The organism is Halomonas urmiana (assembly GCF_005780185.1).
Lineage (GTDB): Bacteria > Pseudomonadota > Gammaproteobacteria > Pseudomonadales > Halomonadaceae > Halomonas > Halomonas urmiana.
Window position 1 is genome coordinate 73,762 of sequence record NZ_VBUI01000007.1, and the last position, 14,540, is coordinate 88,301.

Sequence of the window (14,540 nt, forward strand, 5' to 3'; positions counted from 1 at the left end):
CTGCTTGTCGTTGATGACATCGAAAGAGGAATGACACGAGCATGTGGAAGCGCTTGCCGTTTCGGCTGCGGGGCTACCTGATCACCATGACCGGGGTGCTACTGCTCTCGCCGGATGCCCTGCTGGTCAAGGGGACCGACGTGTCGCCGGTCACTTTCATGTTCTGGCGCGGCCTGCTGCTGGGCATCGTGCTGTTGATGATCGCCCTTGCGCGCTATGGCCATCGTCTGCCCGAGGCGATCCGTGCCTGCGGGCCCGCCGCCTGGTGGTGTCCGCTGGCCTTCGCCGCCAGCGGCTGGGCCTTCGTCATCGCCAACCGCGCCACCTCGGCCGGCAACGTGCTGGTGATGATGAACCTGGCGCCCCTGGTGGCTGGGCTGATCGGTCTGGTGTTCTTCCGGCAGCGCCTGCGTCGCCAGACCTGGGTGGTGATCGCCATCTGCGTCGGCGGGGCCAGCCTGATGGCAGCCGGCGAGGTGGGGCAGGGCAGCCTGCTGGGGCTCGGCGTGGCGATGTTCGTGCCGCTCTCTATCGCCATCAATACCACGGTGGCCAGCGCCCAGAAGGGCGAGCGGCGTCGCGGCATCGACACCACGGTGATCCTGCCACTGGGCTGCTTGGCGATGCTGCTGCCGGCCGCCCTGTTCGGTGGCATGATGCTGCCGCCGGCCGAGGACGTGCCGCTGCTGGCGATCATGGCGCTGTTCCTGCCGGCGGCCTACTTCCTGATCCAGACCGGCGCCCGCTACCTGCCGGGCGCCGAGGTCAGCCTGGTGATGCTGCTGGAGACCCTGCTCGGCTCGCTGCTGGTGTGGTGGTGGGTCGGCGAGGTGCCGACCCGGCTGGCGCTGATCGGTGGCGGCATGATCGTCGCCGCGATGTCGATCAGCTCCCTGCGCGACCTGCGTCGCCAGCGCCGCAAGGCGGCCGAAGGGGCGCCGGATGTCGGGCGCATCCAGCAGCAGACCGTCGAGGACGAGGTGCCGGTCGGCAAGGTTGGCGAGGTCGCCGAGGCGTCACGCCGCTAGGACGGCTGTCATGGCATGAAAGCGCCCCCGCACCCTGTGGTGCGGGGGCGCTCTTGTATTCGGGGCTCATCTTAGGGGCTTGTCTCAAGAGCTCGGGCGATGCTGGGCGCGTGCACGAGCTGCTCGGCGAAGCGGGCCAGCAGGCCGCCGACCTCGCGGCCGCCCAGAGGGTAGCCGCTCGTGCCGTCGAAGGCCGCCGCCATCAGCTGATGGCCGTAGCAGACGCTCAGCATGGCGGCGCCACGGTCACGGGCCTTGACGAGCCCAGGGTTTGAGCAACTCGCTCCAGGGTTCACCGTCGCTGACCATGGCGTGGGAGTCGGCATTCTACTTTCGTTGTAGCCGCTCGCCCAGTGCCGCCATGAAGTGCGCGCCCGCCTCGAGCTGCTCGATGTCGATGTACTCGTCGGGCTGGTGAGCCTGGCCGATGCTGCCCGGGCCGCAGATTACCGTGGGCAGCCCCTGGCGCTGGAACTGGCCGGCCTCGGTGGCGTAGGCCACGGCGCCGGCGGGGCGCTCGTCGAGCAGCACGCGGCACAGGGCGAGCACCTCGGCGTTGTTGTCGTCGGCTAGCGCCGGCACCGTGGTGTTGAGCGCCTCGGTGACGATGCCGGCCTCCGGCGCGCGCTTTCGCATCTCGGCCTCGAGCTCGGCGGCGGTGGCGTTCACGCGGCCCAGCAGGTCCTCGAAGCGGTCGCTCGGCAGGTGGCGGATCTCCCACTCGAAGGCGCACTCCCGGGCCATGATGTTGATTGCCGTGCCGCCCTGGATCTTGCCCACGTGCAGGCTCGAGTGCACGACGTTGAAGGCCTCGTCGACACGGCCCTCGGCCTGGAGCTCGGCCATCACGTCCTCGATGCGGGTCACCAGGCGCGCGGCCACGTGGATCGCCGAGACCCCCTGGTTGACCTGGCTGGAGTGGGAGGCACGGCCGGTGACGGTGGTGCGCAGGTTGGTGGCGCCCTTGTGGGCCACCACCGGGTGCATCATCGTCGGTTCGCCGACGATCACCGCCGCCGGACGGGGATAATCGGCGAGCAGCGTCTCGATCATGCGCGGGGCGCCGATGCAGCCCACCTCCTCGTCGTAGGAGAGGGCCAGCCAGATCGGCGTCGCGAGCTCCAGGGAAGTCCAGCGCGGCACCTCGGCCAGCGCACAGGCGATGAAGCCCTTCATGTCGCAGGTGCCGCGGCCGTAGAGGCGGCCGTCACCCTTGTCGACCAGCGTGAACGGGTCGGTGGACCACGGCTGGCCGTCCACCGGCACCACGTCGGTATGGCCGGAGAGCACCACGCCGCCCGCCACGGCCGGCCCGATGCGCGCCAGCAGGTTGGCCTTGCGACCATCGTCGCTCTCGACGCGCCAGTACTCCACGCCGTGCTCGTCCAGATAGCCCTCCACGAAGGCGATCAGGTCCAGGTTCGAGTCCCGGGAGACGGTGGCAAAGCCCACCAGACGGTCGAGTAGCTGGGCGGCGGTCATGGTGCGCTCCTCACAGTGATAGTGGCACCGAGCCTATCACGGCCGGCCCGGGTCAGTTCGGCCTCTCGCCCTTAGGCGGAGACCAGGCGATAGCCCTCGGCGGTCAGGCGCTCGGTCAGGGCGGCAATATGCGCCGGGCTGACCTCGCAGCAGCCGCCGACGATGGTCGCGCCCTGCTCGACCCAGCGGCAGGCGTGCTCGGCATAGCCCGCGGGATCAAGGTCCTCGCGCGTCTCCAGCGCCTCCACCGTGCCGCCGGGCGCGAGATCCGCCGCCGCCGTGAAGCCGTTGGCGTAGCCGCCGAACGGCATGCCGAGATCGGCCAGCGTCGACATGGCGGTGGTGACCGCCTCGGGCACCGAGCAGTTGACCAGCACCGCCTCGGCGCCGGCCGCCACCACCGCCCGGGCGGCCTCGGCCAGCGGCTCGCCGGAACGCAGGCGCGTGCCGTCGCTGTCGTCCACCGTGAAGGCGACCCACACCGGAATGCCGTGCTCCACCGCCGCACGGGTCGCGGCCAGCGCCTCGCGGGCCAGCGTCATGGTCTCGCAGAGAAAGAGGTCGACCCCCTCGGCCTGGACCTGGACCAGGCGACGATAGTCGCGCAGGCAGATGGCGTCGTCCGGCACCACCTCATGGTGGTAGCTCGCGACCAGCGGGGGCAGGCAGCCGGCGATGCGCACCGCCTGGCTGCTTTCCTCACGGGCCTGGCGAGCGGCATTCAGCGCCGCGGCCTGCAGTGGCACGAACATGGCGGGATCGCCGTCGCGCGCCAGGCGCTGGGGTGTCGCGCTGTAGTTGTTGGTGGTGATGATCCGGGCGCCGGCGTCGATGAAGTCGCGGTGCACCGCGGTGACCAGCTGCGGTTCGTCCAGCATGACCTGCGCGGACCACAGCGGCGTGGCGGGGCGGTCGCTGCGTCGCTTGAGCTCCTGTCCCATGCCCCCGTCCAGCAGCACTATGCGGTGTTCTTTAGAGCTCATCGGGTCACTGTCCCTCTTTGGAATGGCCATGGCCGCGCCCGTCTTGGGTCGGCAAGTGGACCCTAGCCGTTAACGACGAGCCGCTCAAGGAGCCACGGAGGCGTCATGCCCTGCGCTGGTGCAGGCGGCGGCGGAAAAGCGCCAAGGGGGTGAGCTCGCCGCGCAGCCACGGCCCCAGCAGGCGCATGGAGAGGGGGATGAACACGAACACCATCACTGGGGTGAGCATCAGGGTGCCGATCAGCACCCGCGGCAACAGCGGCAGGGGCGCGAGCCCCTCGCCGAACAGCGCCTGGAACACCAGCGAGACCGGGAAGAAGGCCAGCCAGATGGCGATCGCCTGCTTCCAGCGTGGCGGCGCCTGGCCGGTGGCCTCCTGGAACCAGCCCTCCAGGCCGCTGGCACGGTGCTCATGGGGCGCCTCGAAGAGCCCCTCGCCGCGGGCCAGCCAGGCACGGCGCGAGGCGGAGTGCTCCCAGGCGGCCAGGGTGGCGGCGTCGCGGAAGCGGAAGATGATCTGATACTCGTCCTCGCCGGGCGGCGGGGCCAGCACGCCGGAGCCCAGGTAGCCGGCGAAGTCGCAGGCGAGCTCGCGGCCTTCCTCGAGCCAGGCGCTGAAGTCCTGGTAGCGGCCGCGGGCCACGCGGCGCGCCACCATCAGGGTAACCGGATCGGATGACATCGTGGTTCTCCTCGTTCGTTCGGTGCCCGGCTAGGGCGCCGTGATCACTCGGGCCGGGTAGGCCCTCATGATGTAATAGGCAATAAGTATACCAGGGTTCGGTCATATCATAGTGATACGGCCTGCATGACAGGTATCGAAGCAGTGTTTTGCTCTGCTTGAATGGCCGCGCATGGTGAGCCGAGCGCGTTCTGCGTCTCGGGCGGGCGAGCCGGGGCACCCGCCGGCAGTGCGTGCGCGCCTTCAAAAGCGCCGCTGCTCGATTCGGGCGACGCGCTCCGGCGCGCCACCAAAATTGCAATCTCGGTGCCGCAATGCATCATGGGGCCAAGCCCCACTCTTATCCTTCCAGCTTTCTATCCATTCAGGTCAGGATCCGATGACATCAGCGCTTCAGCCCCGCCATGAGCGACTCATCGAGCCGGATAGCCACGTGCAGGGCTTTCGCAAGGCGCGCGATGCGCGGCGCACCGAGTTGGCGGAAGACTACGTCGAGCTGATTTCGGACCTGATCGCCGATAGCGGCGAGGCCAGGCAGATCGATATCGCGCGTCGCCTCGGCGTCGCCCAGCCCACCGTGGCCAAGATGCTCAAGCGTCTCGACGAGGAGGGGCTGATCGTCAAGCGACCCTACCGGGGGATCTTCATGACCGAGGCGGGAGAGCGCCTTGCCGCCGAGAGCCGGCGGCGACACCGCCTCGTCGAGGCCTGCCTGCGCAAGCTGGGGGTCAGCGCCGAGACCGCTCGCCTCGATGCCGAGGGCATCGAGCACCACGTCAGTAGCGAGACCCTGGCGGCCTTCGAGCGCTTTCTCGGCGACGGCTGAGTCGCTGACGGGCGGCGTCGATGCGCGCTTCCCTACCGTGCCGACCGGCGAGGCGACACCGCTGGGGGCGTACAATGGACGCCGCCGGGGATGTCAGGGCAGTCGAGACATGGCAAGCTTTCACCTGTCGTATAGCAAAGGCTATATTGATTAGCATTGTGGTCACATTCATGAGGAAGGGCATATGAAACGCTGGAAGGTAACGCTGGGCATGCTGGTGCCGCTGGCGCTGGGCGGCCAGACGATGGCGGCGGAGCCGCCGGTGACCACCGTGACCACCATCGGCATGATCGCCGACGTGGCCAGCGAAGTGGGCGGTGAGTGCGCCGACGTCTCGGCGATCATGGGGCCCGGGGTCGATCCCCACCTCTACCAGGCGAGCGCCCGGGACGTGGCGACCCTGCAGCAGGCCGAGCAGATCTTCTACTCCGGCTACTCCCTGGAGGGCCAGCTCGGCGAGGTGCTGTCGCGCTTCGCCGAGATCACGCCCACGGTGGCGGTGGCGCCATCCTCCATCGACACGGCAAGCCTGATCACCGTGCAGGACGTCTACGGCATCGATCCGCACCTGTGGATGGACGTCTCGCTGTGGTCGCGGATCATTCCCACCCTCGTCGATGCCTTCGTCGAGGCACGCCCCGACTGCGAGGCTGACATCCGCGCCAACGCCGAGGCCTATAACTCCCAGCTCGAGGCGCTGCACGGCTGGATCGAGGCGAGCATCGCGACGATTCCCGAGGAGCAGCGCATCCTGGTCACCGCCCACGACGCCTTCAACTACTACGGCCGCGCCTACGACATCGAGGTCGCCGGCATCCAGGGCATCAGCACCGAGACCGAGACCGGGGTGGCGGACATCCGCCGCATGACCCAGGTGGTGATCGAGCGCGATGTGCCCGCCGTGTTCATCGAGAGCACCATCAACCCGCGCACCGTCCAGGCGGTGATCGATGCCGCCCGTGAGAAGGGCCACGCGGTGGAGATCGGCGGCCAGCTCTACTCCGATGCCATGGGCGAGGCGGGCACCGCCGGCGGCACCTACATCGGCATGCTCCACGCCAACACTCGGCACATCGTCGAGGCGCTTGGCGGCGAGCTGGCCCCGCTGCCCGCGCCCCTCGAGGCCTGGGCCGAACGCTGGGAGGTCCCTGCCAGCTGATCGCCTGCTGCCGACGAGCCCCTCGTCCTGACCGCCACCCTAGAGCCGCCATCCCGCGGGAGAGCCCCATGTCGACGACGCTACACGAACCGGATCTGGCCCTGCACGTCGAGGACCTGACCGTCAGCTACCACAGCAAGCCGGTGCTGTGGGACATCGACTTCGACGTGCCGCCCGGCGTGATGGCCGCCATCGTCGGCCCCAACGGCGCCGGCAAGAGCACCCTGATCAAGAGCGTGCTGGGGCTGGTGCCCACGGTGGCGGGGCACGTCACCCTGCACGGCCGCCCCTACAAGGCGCAGCGCCGCCGGGTCGGCTACGTGCCGCAGCGCTCCAGCGTCGACTGGGATTTCCCCACTACTGCCCTCGACGTCGTCACCATGGGACTCTACGGACGGCTGGGCTGGCTGCGCCGTCCCGGGCGGCGCGAGCGCGACGAGGCGATGGCGGCGCTGGAGCTGGTCGGCATGGCCGACTTCGCCAGGCGCCAGATCAGCCAGCTCTCCGGCGGCCAGCAGCAGCGGGTGTTCCTGGCCCGGGCGCTGGTGCAGAAGGCCGACGTCTACTTCCTCGACGAGCCCATGGCCGGGGTCGATGCCACCACCGAACGGGCCATCGTCGACATCCTTCGCCGCCTGCGCGACGAGGGCAAGACGGTGATCGTGGTCCACCACGACCTGCAGACGGTGCGCAGCTACTTCGACTGGCTGCTGATCCTCAACGTGCGGGTCATCGCCCAGGGGCCGGTCGCCGAGATCTACACCGCCGAGCACCTGCGCCAGGCCTACGGTGGCCAGATCGCCCTGCTCGACCAGGGCACCTTCCTGTCCCGCGAGGACACCGCCGAGCCCGCGGAGCAGGCCGAATGACCCTCGTCGAGCTGCTCACCGACTACACCATCCAGAACGTCGTCGCCGGCGCGGCCCTGTTGGGCCTGGTCAGCGGCGTGCTGGGCACCTTCGCGGTGCTGCGTCAGCAAAGCCTGCTCGGCGACACCATGTCCCATGCGGCGCTGCCCGGGGTCTGTCTGGGCTTCATCATCGCCGGCACCCGGGAGATCGGCAGCATCCTGCTCGGGGCGCTGGCCACCGGCGCGCTGGCCGCCCTGGTGATGCTGCTGCTGACCCGCATGAGCCGGCTCAAGACCGACGCCGGCCTCGGCATCACCCTGAGCGTCTTCTTCGCCATGGGGGTGGTGCTGCTGACCCATATCCAGGGCATGAACAACGCCTCCCAGGGTGGGCTCGACGCCTTCCTGTTCGGCCAGGCGGCGGCGACCCTGCGCTCCGACCTGTGGATCATGGGCGGCATCACCGCCGTGGCCCTGCTGCTGGTCGCGGCGCTGTGGAAGGAGTTCAAGCTGGTCTCCTTCGACCCCGAGTTCGCCACCTCCCTGGGCATGCCGGTGGCCTGGCTGGAGGTGCTGCTCACGGTGATGGTGGCGCTGGCCGTAGTGGTCGGGCTGCAGATGGTCGGGGTGGTGCTGATGGCGGCGATGATCATCGCCCCGGCGGTGGCCGCCCGCCAGTGGAGCCGCCGCCTCGAGGACATGGTGCTGCTCGCCGCGCTGATCGGCGTGGCCGGCGGGATCTTCGGCGCGCTGTTAAGCGCCCTCTCCCGAGGGCTCGCTACCGGGCCGCTGATCATCTTGAGCGTTTCCAGCGTGGTGCTGGTGTCGATGACCCTGGCGCCGGAGCGCGGCTTCCTGTGGGAGGCGGTGCGCCGGGTGCGCGCGCGGCGTCGGCTGCGCTACCAGCAGGTGCTGACTACCCTCTACCGGCTCGCCGTGCATCACGACGACCCGGTCTACCGCTCGGAGCAGGGCATGCTCGACACCTACCACGGCCTGCGCACCCGTGCGGTGCTTAGCCAGCTCGAGCGCCGCGGCCTGACCGAATGGCGCGCCACGCCGCCCGGTGAGCCGGGGCCGCCCCGGCGCTGGGTGCTGACCCCGGCAGGCATCGCCGAGGCCGAGCGGGTGCTGGCATCGCTTGGCAGGGAGAACGCCTGATGCTCACCGCCCTGCTCGACAACGTGGCCCTGCAGATCATGCTGGTGGGCGCCCTGGTGGGCATCGCCTCCACTCTGGTGGGCACCTTCCTGGTGCTGCGCGGCACCAGCATGCTGTCTGATGCCATCGGCCACTCCATCGTCTTCGGCATCGTCATCGTCTGGCTGCTGACCCACCAGCAGAGCGGCCCGGTGCAGATCCTCGGCGCCGCCCTGGCCGGCGTGCTCACGGTGTTTCTCACCGAGCTTTTGGTCAGCACCCGGCGGGTCAAGAAGGATGCCGCCATCGGCCTGGTTTTCCCGGTGCTGTTCTCGATCGGCGTGCTGCTGCTCAACCTCTACGCCCGGGACGTGCACATCGACACCCACACCGTGCTGCTCGGCGAGATCGGCTTCGTGTGGCTCGATACCGTGACCCTCGGCGACTACCGGGTGCCGCGCTCGCTGCTCTCGATGGGCGCCATGACGCTGCTCAACGCCGCCTTCGTGGTGCTGTTCTTCAAGGAGTTGAAGCTCGCCACCTTCGACGAAGCGCTGGCCCGGGCGCTGGGGCTGGCGCCGGGCCTGCTCTTCTACGGCCTGCTGCTGCTGACCAGCGGCACCGCCGTGGCGGCCTTCGACGCGGTGGGGGCGGTGCTCTTCGTGGCCTTCGTGATCGTGCCGCCCTCGACGGCCTACCTGCTCACCGACCGGCTGTGGCTGATGTTCCTCTACGGCATCGCGGTCTCCATCGCCTCCAGCGTCAGCGGCTACGCCCTGGCGGTGGTCTGGGACGTCTCGATCGGCGGCATGATGGCGGTGATGACCGGCGTCTTCCTGATGCTGGCCTTCCTCGCCGGGCCGCGCTACGGCCTCGTCGCCCAGCTGCTGCGCCGCCGCGGCCAGCGCCGCCACAACGAGATCCGCACCCTCGCCGTGCACCTCTATAACCACGAAGGGGAGCCGGAGCAGGGCGAGGAGAACGTCATCCGCGCCCTGCGCGACCACCTGCGCTGGGACGCCGCCAAGGCCGGCCGGGTGGTGCAGCGCGGCAGCGACCAGCGGCTGATCGTGCGCGAAGGCGAGGCCCTGCGTCTTACCCCCCAGGGGCGCGAGATGGCCCGGGAGATCCTCGACCCCAGCGGCCGCTCGGCCGCATAAGGCTGCGAAAGCCACCCTTGTGGGAGCGCTGCTGGCAGCGCAAAGGGCGCCGCAGGCGCCTGGATGATGCCCGCCCTTGTGGGAGCGGTGCTTGCACCGCGAACCGGCGCGCAGCGCCGGCATCAGCGACCCCGGCCCAGCGCTTTGCATGCCCAGCGTCCACAGCCTCCGGGCGGCGACACCGTTACCTGTAGGAGCGCTGCTCGCAGCGCGAATGGCGCCGCAGGCGCCTGAAGAGGAGGATGTCATTGCCAGCTCGCTTCGACATGTTTGCAGAATGCGTTTTTATCGACACGTCACATGGATGTGTCGATGCGGCAAGCATGTCGATCAGACATGTTTAGAAATTCCATTTCCTTCGACACATCAGCTGGAAGTGTTCATGCCATCGACATAAGCTGACGACATGTCGATTTTTTTGGAAAACATGAACATGAGCTGGCGCCCCGATCATCCCCATAACGGTTTGCCGCCGTTGCCGCCCGCCGAAGAGCTCGAGACGTCGGCTGTGCTCAAGGCCTGCATTCCGGCTCGAGCCGCGTTGGCGGAGCTGAAGCAGGCGGGTGAGCTGCTGCCCAACCAGGGCCTGCTCATCAACCTGCTGCCTCTTCTGGAAGCTCGTGACAGTTCCGAGATCGAGAACATCGTCACCACCACCGACAGGCTCTTTCAGTTCGCCCAGGAAAGCACCCACGCCGATCCCGCCACCAAGGAGGCGCTGCGTTATCGCACGGCGCTGAGCCAGGGCTATCGTGAGCTGGCCAGGCGGCCTCTGTGCACCAATACGGCGGTGGAGATCTGCAGCACCATCAAGGGCGTCGATATGGAGATTCGCCGGGTTCCCGGCACCACCCTGGTCAATCAGGCTTCCGGCGAGGTGATCTATACCCCGCCAATGGGGGAGGACGCGCTGCGTGAGCTGCTGGCGAACTGGGAGCACTACCTCCACGAAGAGGATGGTGTCGATCCCCTGATCAAGATGGCCGTGGCCCATTACCAGTTCGAGGCGATCCACCCCTTCACCGACGGGAACGGGCGCACGGGCAGGGTGTTGAACATCCTCTACCTGATCGAGCAGCGACTGATATCACTGCCGATTCTCTATCTCAGTCGCTATATCGTGCTCCACAAGCCCGACTACTACCGCCTGCTGCTGGCCGTGACCCGTGAAGGGCAGTGGCAGGAGTGGTTGCTCTACATGCTCAAGGCGGTAGAGTTTACCGCTCGCTGGACCACCGACAAGATTGCGGCGACCCGCACGCTCATCGAGGATACGACCCGCCATATCCAGCAGCAGTTGCCCAGGGTCTACAGCCACGAGCTGGTGCAGGTGATCTTCGAACAGCCCTATTGTCGTATCAACAACCTGGTGGAGCGCGACATCGCCAAGCGGCAGACCGCTTCCAGCTATCTGCAGCAGCTGTGCGAGATCGGCGTACTCAAGGAGATCCGCGCCGGGCGTGAAAAGCTGTTCGTGCATCCCAAGCTGGTTCGCCTGATGACCGAAGACAGCAACGAGGTGGCGCCTTGCCCGGCATCATGACGCTGCTCATTCACATAGCAACGCGGTTTGTTTCAATGGCTGAATGACTCAACTACTACCAGCTGATGCTGCTCCATCCCTTGACGAGCGATGATCGGCGGATCGCTGCCATCTACGCCGACGCATAGGACGTGTCCTGCGTGACCATCTTCGCCGTGACGCCGCCAAGGCCGGTCGCATAACCCCGCGAAAGCCAACCTTGTGGGAGCGCTTCTTGCAGCGCGATGAGCGCCGCAGGCGCCTGGATGATGCCGCCCTTGTGGGAGCGCTGCTTGCAGCGCGAATGGCGCCGCAGGCGCCTGGGCCGTCTTCCGGCCAGCGCCGTCGCCTCTCAGCGAAAGTAAAATAGCGAGGTTCGTTATTTTAATTTCGCTCGTAAATTAAAATAAGCGTCGCCGCTCCCCCCGCGACCTTTGCATGGCTGGCCCCCAGGCCGCTTTGGTGGCAGGCTGGTCGGTAACGAAAAGTTGCAAGATGCTACCGATTGCCGGCTGATCGGGCCGATATGCAGGGATAAGACGATGATCCTTAAGGAAAAGGATGCCTCCCCGAACGGGGAGGGCCGGGGCGGCGACGAGCGCGCCTTCTACGGCCACAAGCAGGAGCAGGACGTCGCTTTCCAGCTCCGCCGCGCGTTCGGCGAGCACAAGCAGATCCACGTCATCAACGACCTGCGCCTCGAACACCGCGGCGAGTGGGCGCAGATCGACCACCTGATTCTCCACCCCTACGGGTTCATCATCGTCGAGTCCAAGAGCATCGTCGGCGAGGTCACGGTCAACGCCGCCGGCGAGTGGTCGCGCAGTTACCAGGGCAATTGGATGGGGATCCCGTCGCCGATCTGCCAGGGTGAGCTTCAACTGGACCTGCTTAAGTCGCTGCTGAGCGATAACGTCGAACATTTTCTCGGCAAGCTGCTGGGGATCCAGACTCAAGTGGCCCATCGCGAATGGACCACGCTGTGCGCTATTTCCAGCACCGCTATCCTGCATCGCGACAAGATGCCGAAGGACGTAGCGAACAGGGTCGTGAAAACCGAGTTCGTGGCCAGCAAAGTGAAGCAGTTGGTCGGCAACTTGAAGGTGGGCTTTCTCAAGGGACGAGCCGGGTTTTTCGCGGGGGAACTCGACAATATCGGCAGCTTCCTGCTCGAGCATACCGTCCAAGTGAGCACCGCCTCGGCCAGAAGCGCCAGCGCACCCGCCACGCCAGGACCGGCCGCCCCCATTGCCGAGCCCGCGCCGCACTATTCATCCACCCCAGCGCCGGATGCAGCCTCAGCACCAATCGAGCCTACTGAGCAGACCCAAAGCTTGGTGACCTGCAAGCAGTGCGGAGAGGTTCATCATCTCACCGGCATGTACGGCCAGTACGGCTACTACGTGAAGTGCGGCCGCTGCAGCACCAACACCTCGATGAAGCAGCCATGCCCCGCCTGTGGCTGGAAGAGCGTTCGCGTGTCCAAGGATGGCCCGGAGTACACCGGCAGCTGTCGGAAATGTGTGCAGCAGTTTCTGGTTTTTCGGCAGGAGTAGGGGGATGACAGCTATCGACCGAGGCTGTGTGAAAATTCACTGGCCGCTACACTTTGCCAAGGCCCGCTGAGGAAATGTGGGTTACAACGTACTGATCTTACCCAGCATTGGTGGACACCGACCTAAGCGATCATTCGAGCCTCAAAGGCCTCTGGGCTGATCATCCCGATGGCACTCTGCCTGGGTTGGTATTGCCTATCATCTTGGGTACTTCGCATCCATCAATTCGGTGGCGCTCTTATTCGGTGGTATCTTCCTCTTCGAGGCGCTGTTACTTGGTTGGGCTGGCCTCAAACGCAAACCGATTCGGTACGTCTATAAGCGTACTGCAAGGCATTTGATTGGCGTCTCACTGGCCGTGTACGCCTTGGCTTACCCGCTCTTGGCCATGACACTCGTTCAGCCCTACCCTTAGACCCCTACGTTTGGGGTGCCTTGTCCGACCACGCTCTTCACGGTCGGGCTCTTCTTCATGTCGACACCAGCCCTTTGGAGGCTTGTAGTGATCCCTCTACTTTGGACGGTGATTGGCAGCTCTGCAGCTCTGCAGCTCTGCAGCTCTGCTGCTTGGCGTAGTGACTGACTTCGCGTTGTTGGGAGCCTGGATGCTTCTCATCACTTACATCATCGTCGGTGAGGTTCAGAAAAGGCGAGCCGCTGCCTAACGCTGCATAAATCCCGCTGAAGCTGCCTGGTAGCCACTGGCGGGCCATCATTTTCCATCCATATGGCATTGCGCCTCTCCTTTAATATTTATTGTTCTTGGCCCTTTTCGGAGGCCAAAACTTTCGACTGTACTTTACCGATACTGGCCATATGGGCAATGAGGTAAGCGGCACTCTTCTCGCCGATATTCAACGCTTTTGCGAGCTCCGCTGCATCAGTTTCCCCGCTCTCTTCCAGATGTCGAAGCGCTTCACCTTCCAAGGTTTCCAGCCACTCCGCAAAAAGTTGGTGCAGCTCAGGGGTAGCGAAAGCCGCCATGTCAGTGGTCCGCTTGATGGTGGTCAACATCTCAGAACACATGCCCATGCACATCTGCATCATCGGGGGCATCTGAGCGCCGCCTTGCTCCCCCTGACCCATTTGCGCCATCATATTTTGCATCATGGCCATAGGACTCGATCCACCCTTGCCCATCATCTTCTTTGCCATGCCCATACCCATTTCCATGGGGCTGCCACCACTATCTTGTTCCTGGGCTTCGGCTTTCGCCTTTTCGTCTTTTTCGCTCATCATTCTCTCCTTCTCATCATGCAGCTGAGATAAAGTCACATTGATGAATTATCGAATGCTAACTTATGTAATATGCTCATCGCTGTCTTCTTTCCGGCGGAAAACAGCGCCATAGTGGAATGGTGGGAATTGCACGATCTTCTCCAACTCAAACCCCACCGGTTCCACAATGTTCTTAACTTGCTCCGGCGACATGCGCATCTCGGTCTTGGGACCACGCGGCTGTCCGAGAATGACAGTCTCCTCGAGTGGGAGCTGGTGCCAGTTAACAATCCCGAGACGACCACCGGGTGTGAGTGCGGCAGCTACACTGCGCGCCATGGCTGCTTTGTCCGGTACGCCGTGGAACGTGTTAGCAATCATGACGAAATCGACGGCTTCCGGCACTAGCTTCGCCAAGTCGCGTGCATCGGCACAGATCCATTGTCGTACGCTCGCACCGACGTGTTCGACTTCGGCCTGCGCCTTTTCCAGCATAGCCCGATCAAGGTCTACGGCGTAGAGCTTGCCCTTGACGAAGGCGGCTAAAGGTGCGGTGAAGTATCCGTCTCCACAGCAAAGGTCCACGACAGTCATGCTGGATCTTATGCCAAGAGATCGAATAACGCCCTCCGGGTTTGGCCAGAGAGTGTGCCACCATCCAGGATCCGGCATAGCCGTTGCAGGGAACATTTGGTCCAACTCCTTTGTTCGGTAACGGACTGTGATTTACTCCTAGACCGTTCTTGACTGTGTTACTGCGCACCAGTTCACCAGTCAATGGTTCGGCAGTACACTAGTGGTGCGCGAAAATATACGATCAAGTACTTAGCAGATCGCTCGCTGGTATGCTCGCTAGGCTCGCACCCCTAAGCTTTGCATCATATCGGACCTCACTGATCGGCTGCTTCTAGTACTACAGTCGTCGTTGCCTTAT

Annotated in this window: 15 protein-coding genes and 1 pseudogene; 9 read left to right on the forward strand and 7 right to left on the reverse strand. The window is 65.4% G+C overall.

Features of this window, described 5'->3' with window-relative positions; translation table 11 throughout:
- The first annotated feature begins 41 nt into the window (after nucleotides 1-41).
- Complete coding sequence (locus FEI13_RS06085) at nucleotides 42-1,028, forward strand: DMT family transporter (RefSeq protein ID WP_138180411.1); 987 nt, start codon at nucleotides 42-44, stop codon at nucleotides 1,026-1,028.
- A gap of 71 nt (nucleotides 1,029-1,099) precedes the next feature.
- Here FEI13_RS06085 and FEI13_RS19055 read toward each other — a convergent pair whose 3' ends face one another.
- The 4 genes from FEI13_RS19055 to FEI13_RS06100 all read right to left on the reverse strand — a co-directional run bounded on the left by FEI13_RS19055 (nucleotide 1,100) and on the right by FEI13_RS06100 (nucleotide 4,175).
- Nucleotides 1,100-1,261 (reverse strand): type 1 glutamine amidotransferase family protein, encoded by a 162-nt coding sequence (locus FEI13_RS19055; RefSeq protein WP_158294518.1) that lies wholly within the window; start codon nucleotides 1,259-1,261, stop codon nucleotides 1,100-1,102.
- A gap of 94 nt (nucleotides 1,262-1,355) precedes the next feature.
- On the reverse strand, nucleotides 1,356-2,510 hold the full coding sequence (argE, locus tag FEI13_RS06090; RefSeq protein WP_138180413.1) for an acetylornithine deacetylase: 1,155 nt from the start codon (nucleotides 2,508-2,510) through the stop codon (nucleotides 1,356-1,358).
- A 71-nt stretch (nucleotides 2,511-2,581) separates the two neighbouring features.
- A complete protein-coding gene (locus FEI13_RS06095; RefSeq protein ID WP_138180415.1) occupies nucleotides 2,582-3,493 on the reverse strand; it encodes a homocysteine S-methyltransferase family protein in 912 nt (303 codons plus the stop codon).
- Between the two features lie 103 nt (nucleotides 3,494-3,596).
- Nucleotides 3,597-4,175 (reverse strand): antibiotic biosynthesis monooxygenase, encoded by a 579-nt coding sequence (locus FEI13_RS06100; RefSeq protein ID WP_193555719.1) that lies wholly within the window; start codon nucleotides 4,173-4,175, stop codon nucleotides 3,597-3,599.
- Nucleotides 4,176-4,554: 379 nt separating this feature from the next.
- Between FEI13_RS06100 and mntR the strand changes: the two genes are divergently transcribed.
- The 8 genes and pseudogenes from mntR (at nucleotide 4,555) to FEI13_RS19715 (ending at nucleotide 12,971) form a co-directional block, all read left to right on the forward strand.
- Nucleotides 4,555-5,001 (forward strand): manganese-binding transcriptional regulator MntR, encoded by a 447-nt coding sequence (mntR, locus tag FEI13_RS06105; protein WP_138180417.1) that lies wholly within the window; start codon nucleotides 4,555-4,557, stop codon nucleotides 4,999-5,001.
- A 184-nt stretch (nucleotides 5,002-5,185) separates the two neighbouring features.
- Nucleotides 5,186-6,160 carry a metal ABC transporter solute-binding protein, Zn/Mn family gene (locus tag FEI13_RS06110; RefSeq protein ID WP_240036450.1) on the forward strand — a complete coding sequence of 325 codons (975 nt, stop codon included), beginning with the start codon at nucleotides 5,186-5,188 and terminating at the stop codon, nucleotides 6,158-6,160.
- 68 nt (nucleotides 6,161-6,228) lie between these two features.
- Nucleotides 6,229-7,029, forward strand: a complete 801-nt coding sequence (locus FEI13_RS06115; protein ID WP_138180419.1) for a metal ABC transporter ATP-binding protein — start codon at nucleotides 6,229-6,231, stop codon at nucleotides 7,027-7,029.
- Nucleotides 7,026-8,171, forward strand: a complete 1,146-nt coding sequence (locus FEI13_RS06120) for a metal ABC transporter permease (protein WP_138180422.1) — start codon at nucleotides 7,026-7,028, stop codon at nucleotides 8,169-8,171. Before FEI13_RS06115 ends, FEI13_RS06120 begins: the two co-directional genes overlap by 4 nt.
- On the forward strand, nucleotides 8,171-9,310 hold the full coding sequence (locus FEI13_RS06125) for a metal ABC transporter permease (protein ID WP_138180424.1): 1,140 nt from the start codon (nucleotides 8,171-8,173) through the stop codon (nucleotides 9,308-9,310). The genes FEI13_RS06120 and FEI13_RS06125 overlap by 1 nt, the downstream gene beginning before the upstream one ends.
- Nucleotides 9,311-9,743: 433 nt before the next feature.
- Nucleotides 9,744-10,853 carry a protein adenylyltransferase Fic gene (fic, locus tag FEI13_RS06130; RefSeq protein WP_138180426.1) on the forward strand — a complete coding sequence of 370 codons (1,110 nt, stop codon included), beginning with the start codon at nucleotides 9,744-9,746 and terminating at the stop codon, nucleotides 10,851-10,853.
- A 521-nt stretch (nucleotides 10,854-11,374) separates the two neighbouring features.
- The gene (locus FEI13_RS06135) at nucleotides 11,375-12,388 is read left to right on the forward strand and encodes a nuclease-related domain-containing protein (RefSeq protein WP_138180428.1); all 1,014 of its coding nucleotides are present in this window, start codon (nucleotides 11,375-11,377) and stop codon (nucleotides 12,386-12,388) included.
- Nucleotides 12,389-12,617: 229 nt separating this feature from the next.
- Nucleotides 12,618-12,971, forward strand: a pseudogene (locus tag FEI13_RS19715) (DUF6064 family protein).
- On the opposite strand, the gene FEI13_RS06140 reads toward FEI13_RS19715, so the two are convergent.
- From FEI13_RS06140 to FEI13_RS06150, 3 genes are all read right to left on the reverse strand, one after another.
- On the reverse strand, nucleotides 12,859-13,104 hold the full coding sequence (locus tag FEI13_RS06140; protein WP_138180430.1) for a hypothetical protein: 246 nt from the start codon (nucleotides 13,102-13,104) through the stop codon (nucleotides 12,859-12,861). The pseudogene FEI13_RS19715 and the gene FEI13_RS06140 sit on opposite strands and share 113 nt — an antisense overlap.
- 37 nt (nucleotides 13,105-13,141) lie before the next feature.
- Nucleotides 13,142-13,624, reverse strand: a complete 483-nt coding sequence (locus FEI13_RS06145) for a hypothetical protein (RefSeq protein WP_204758365.1) — start codon at nucleotides 13,622-13,624, stop codon at nucleotides 13,142-13,144.
- A 63-nt stretch (nucleotides 13,625-13,687) separates the two neighbouring features.
- On the reverse strand, nucleotides 13,688-14,296 hold the full coding sequence (locus FEI13_RS06150; RefSeq protein ID WP_204758366.1) for a methyltransferase domain-containing protein: 609 nt from the start codon (nucleotides 14,294-14,296) through the stop codon (nucleotides 13,688-13,690).
- Nucleotides 14,297-14,540: the final 244 nt, after the last annotated feature.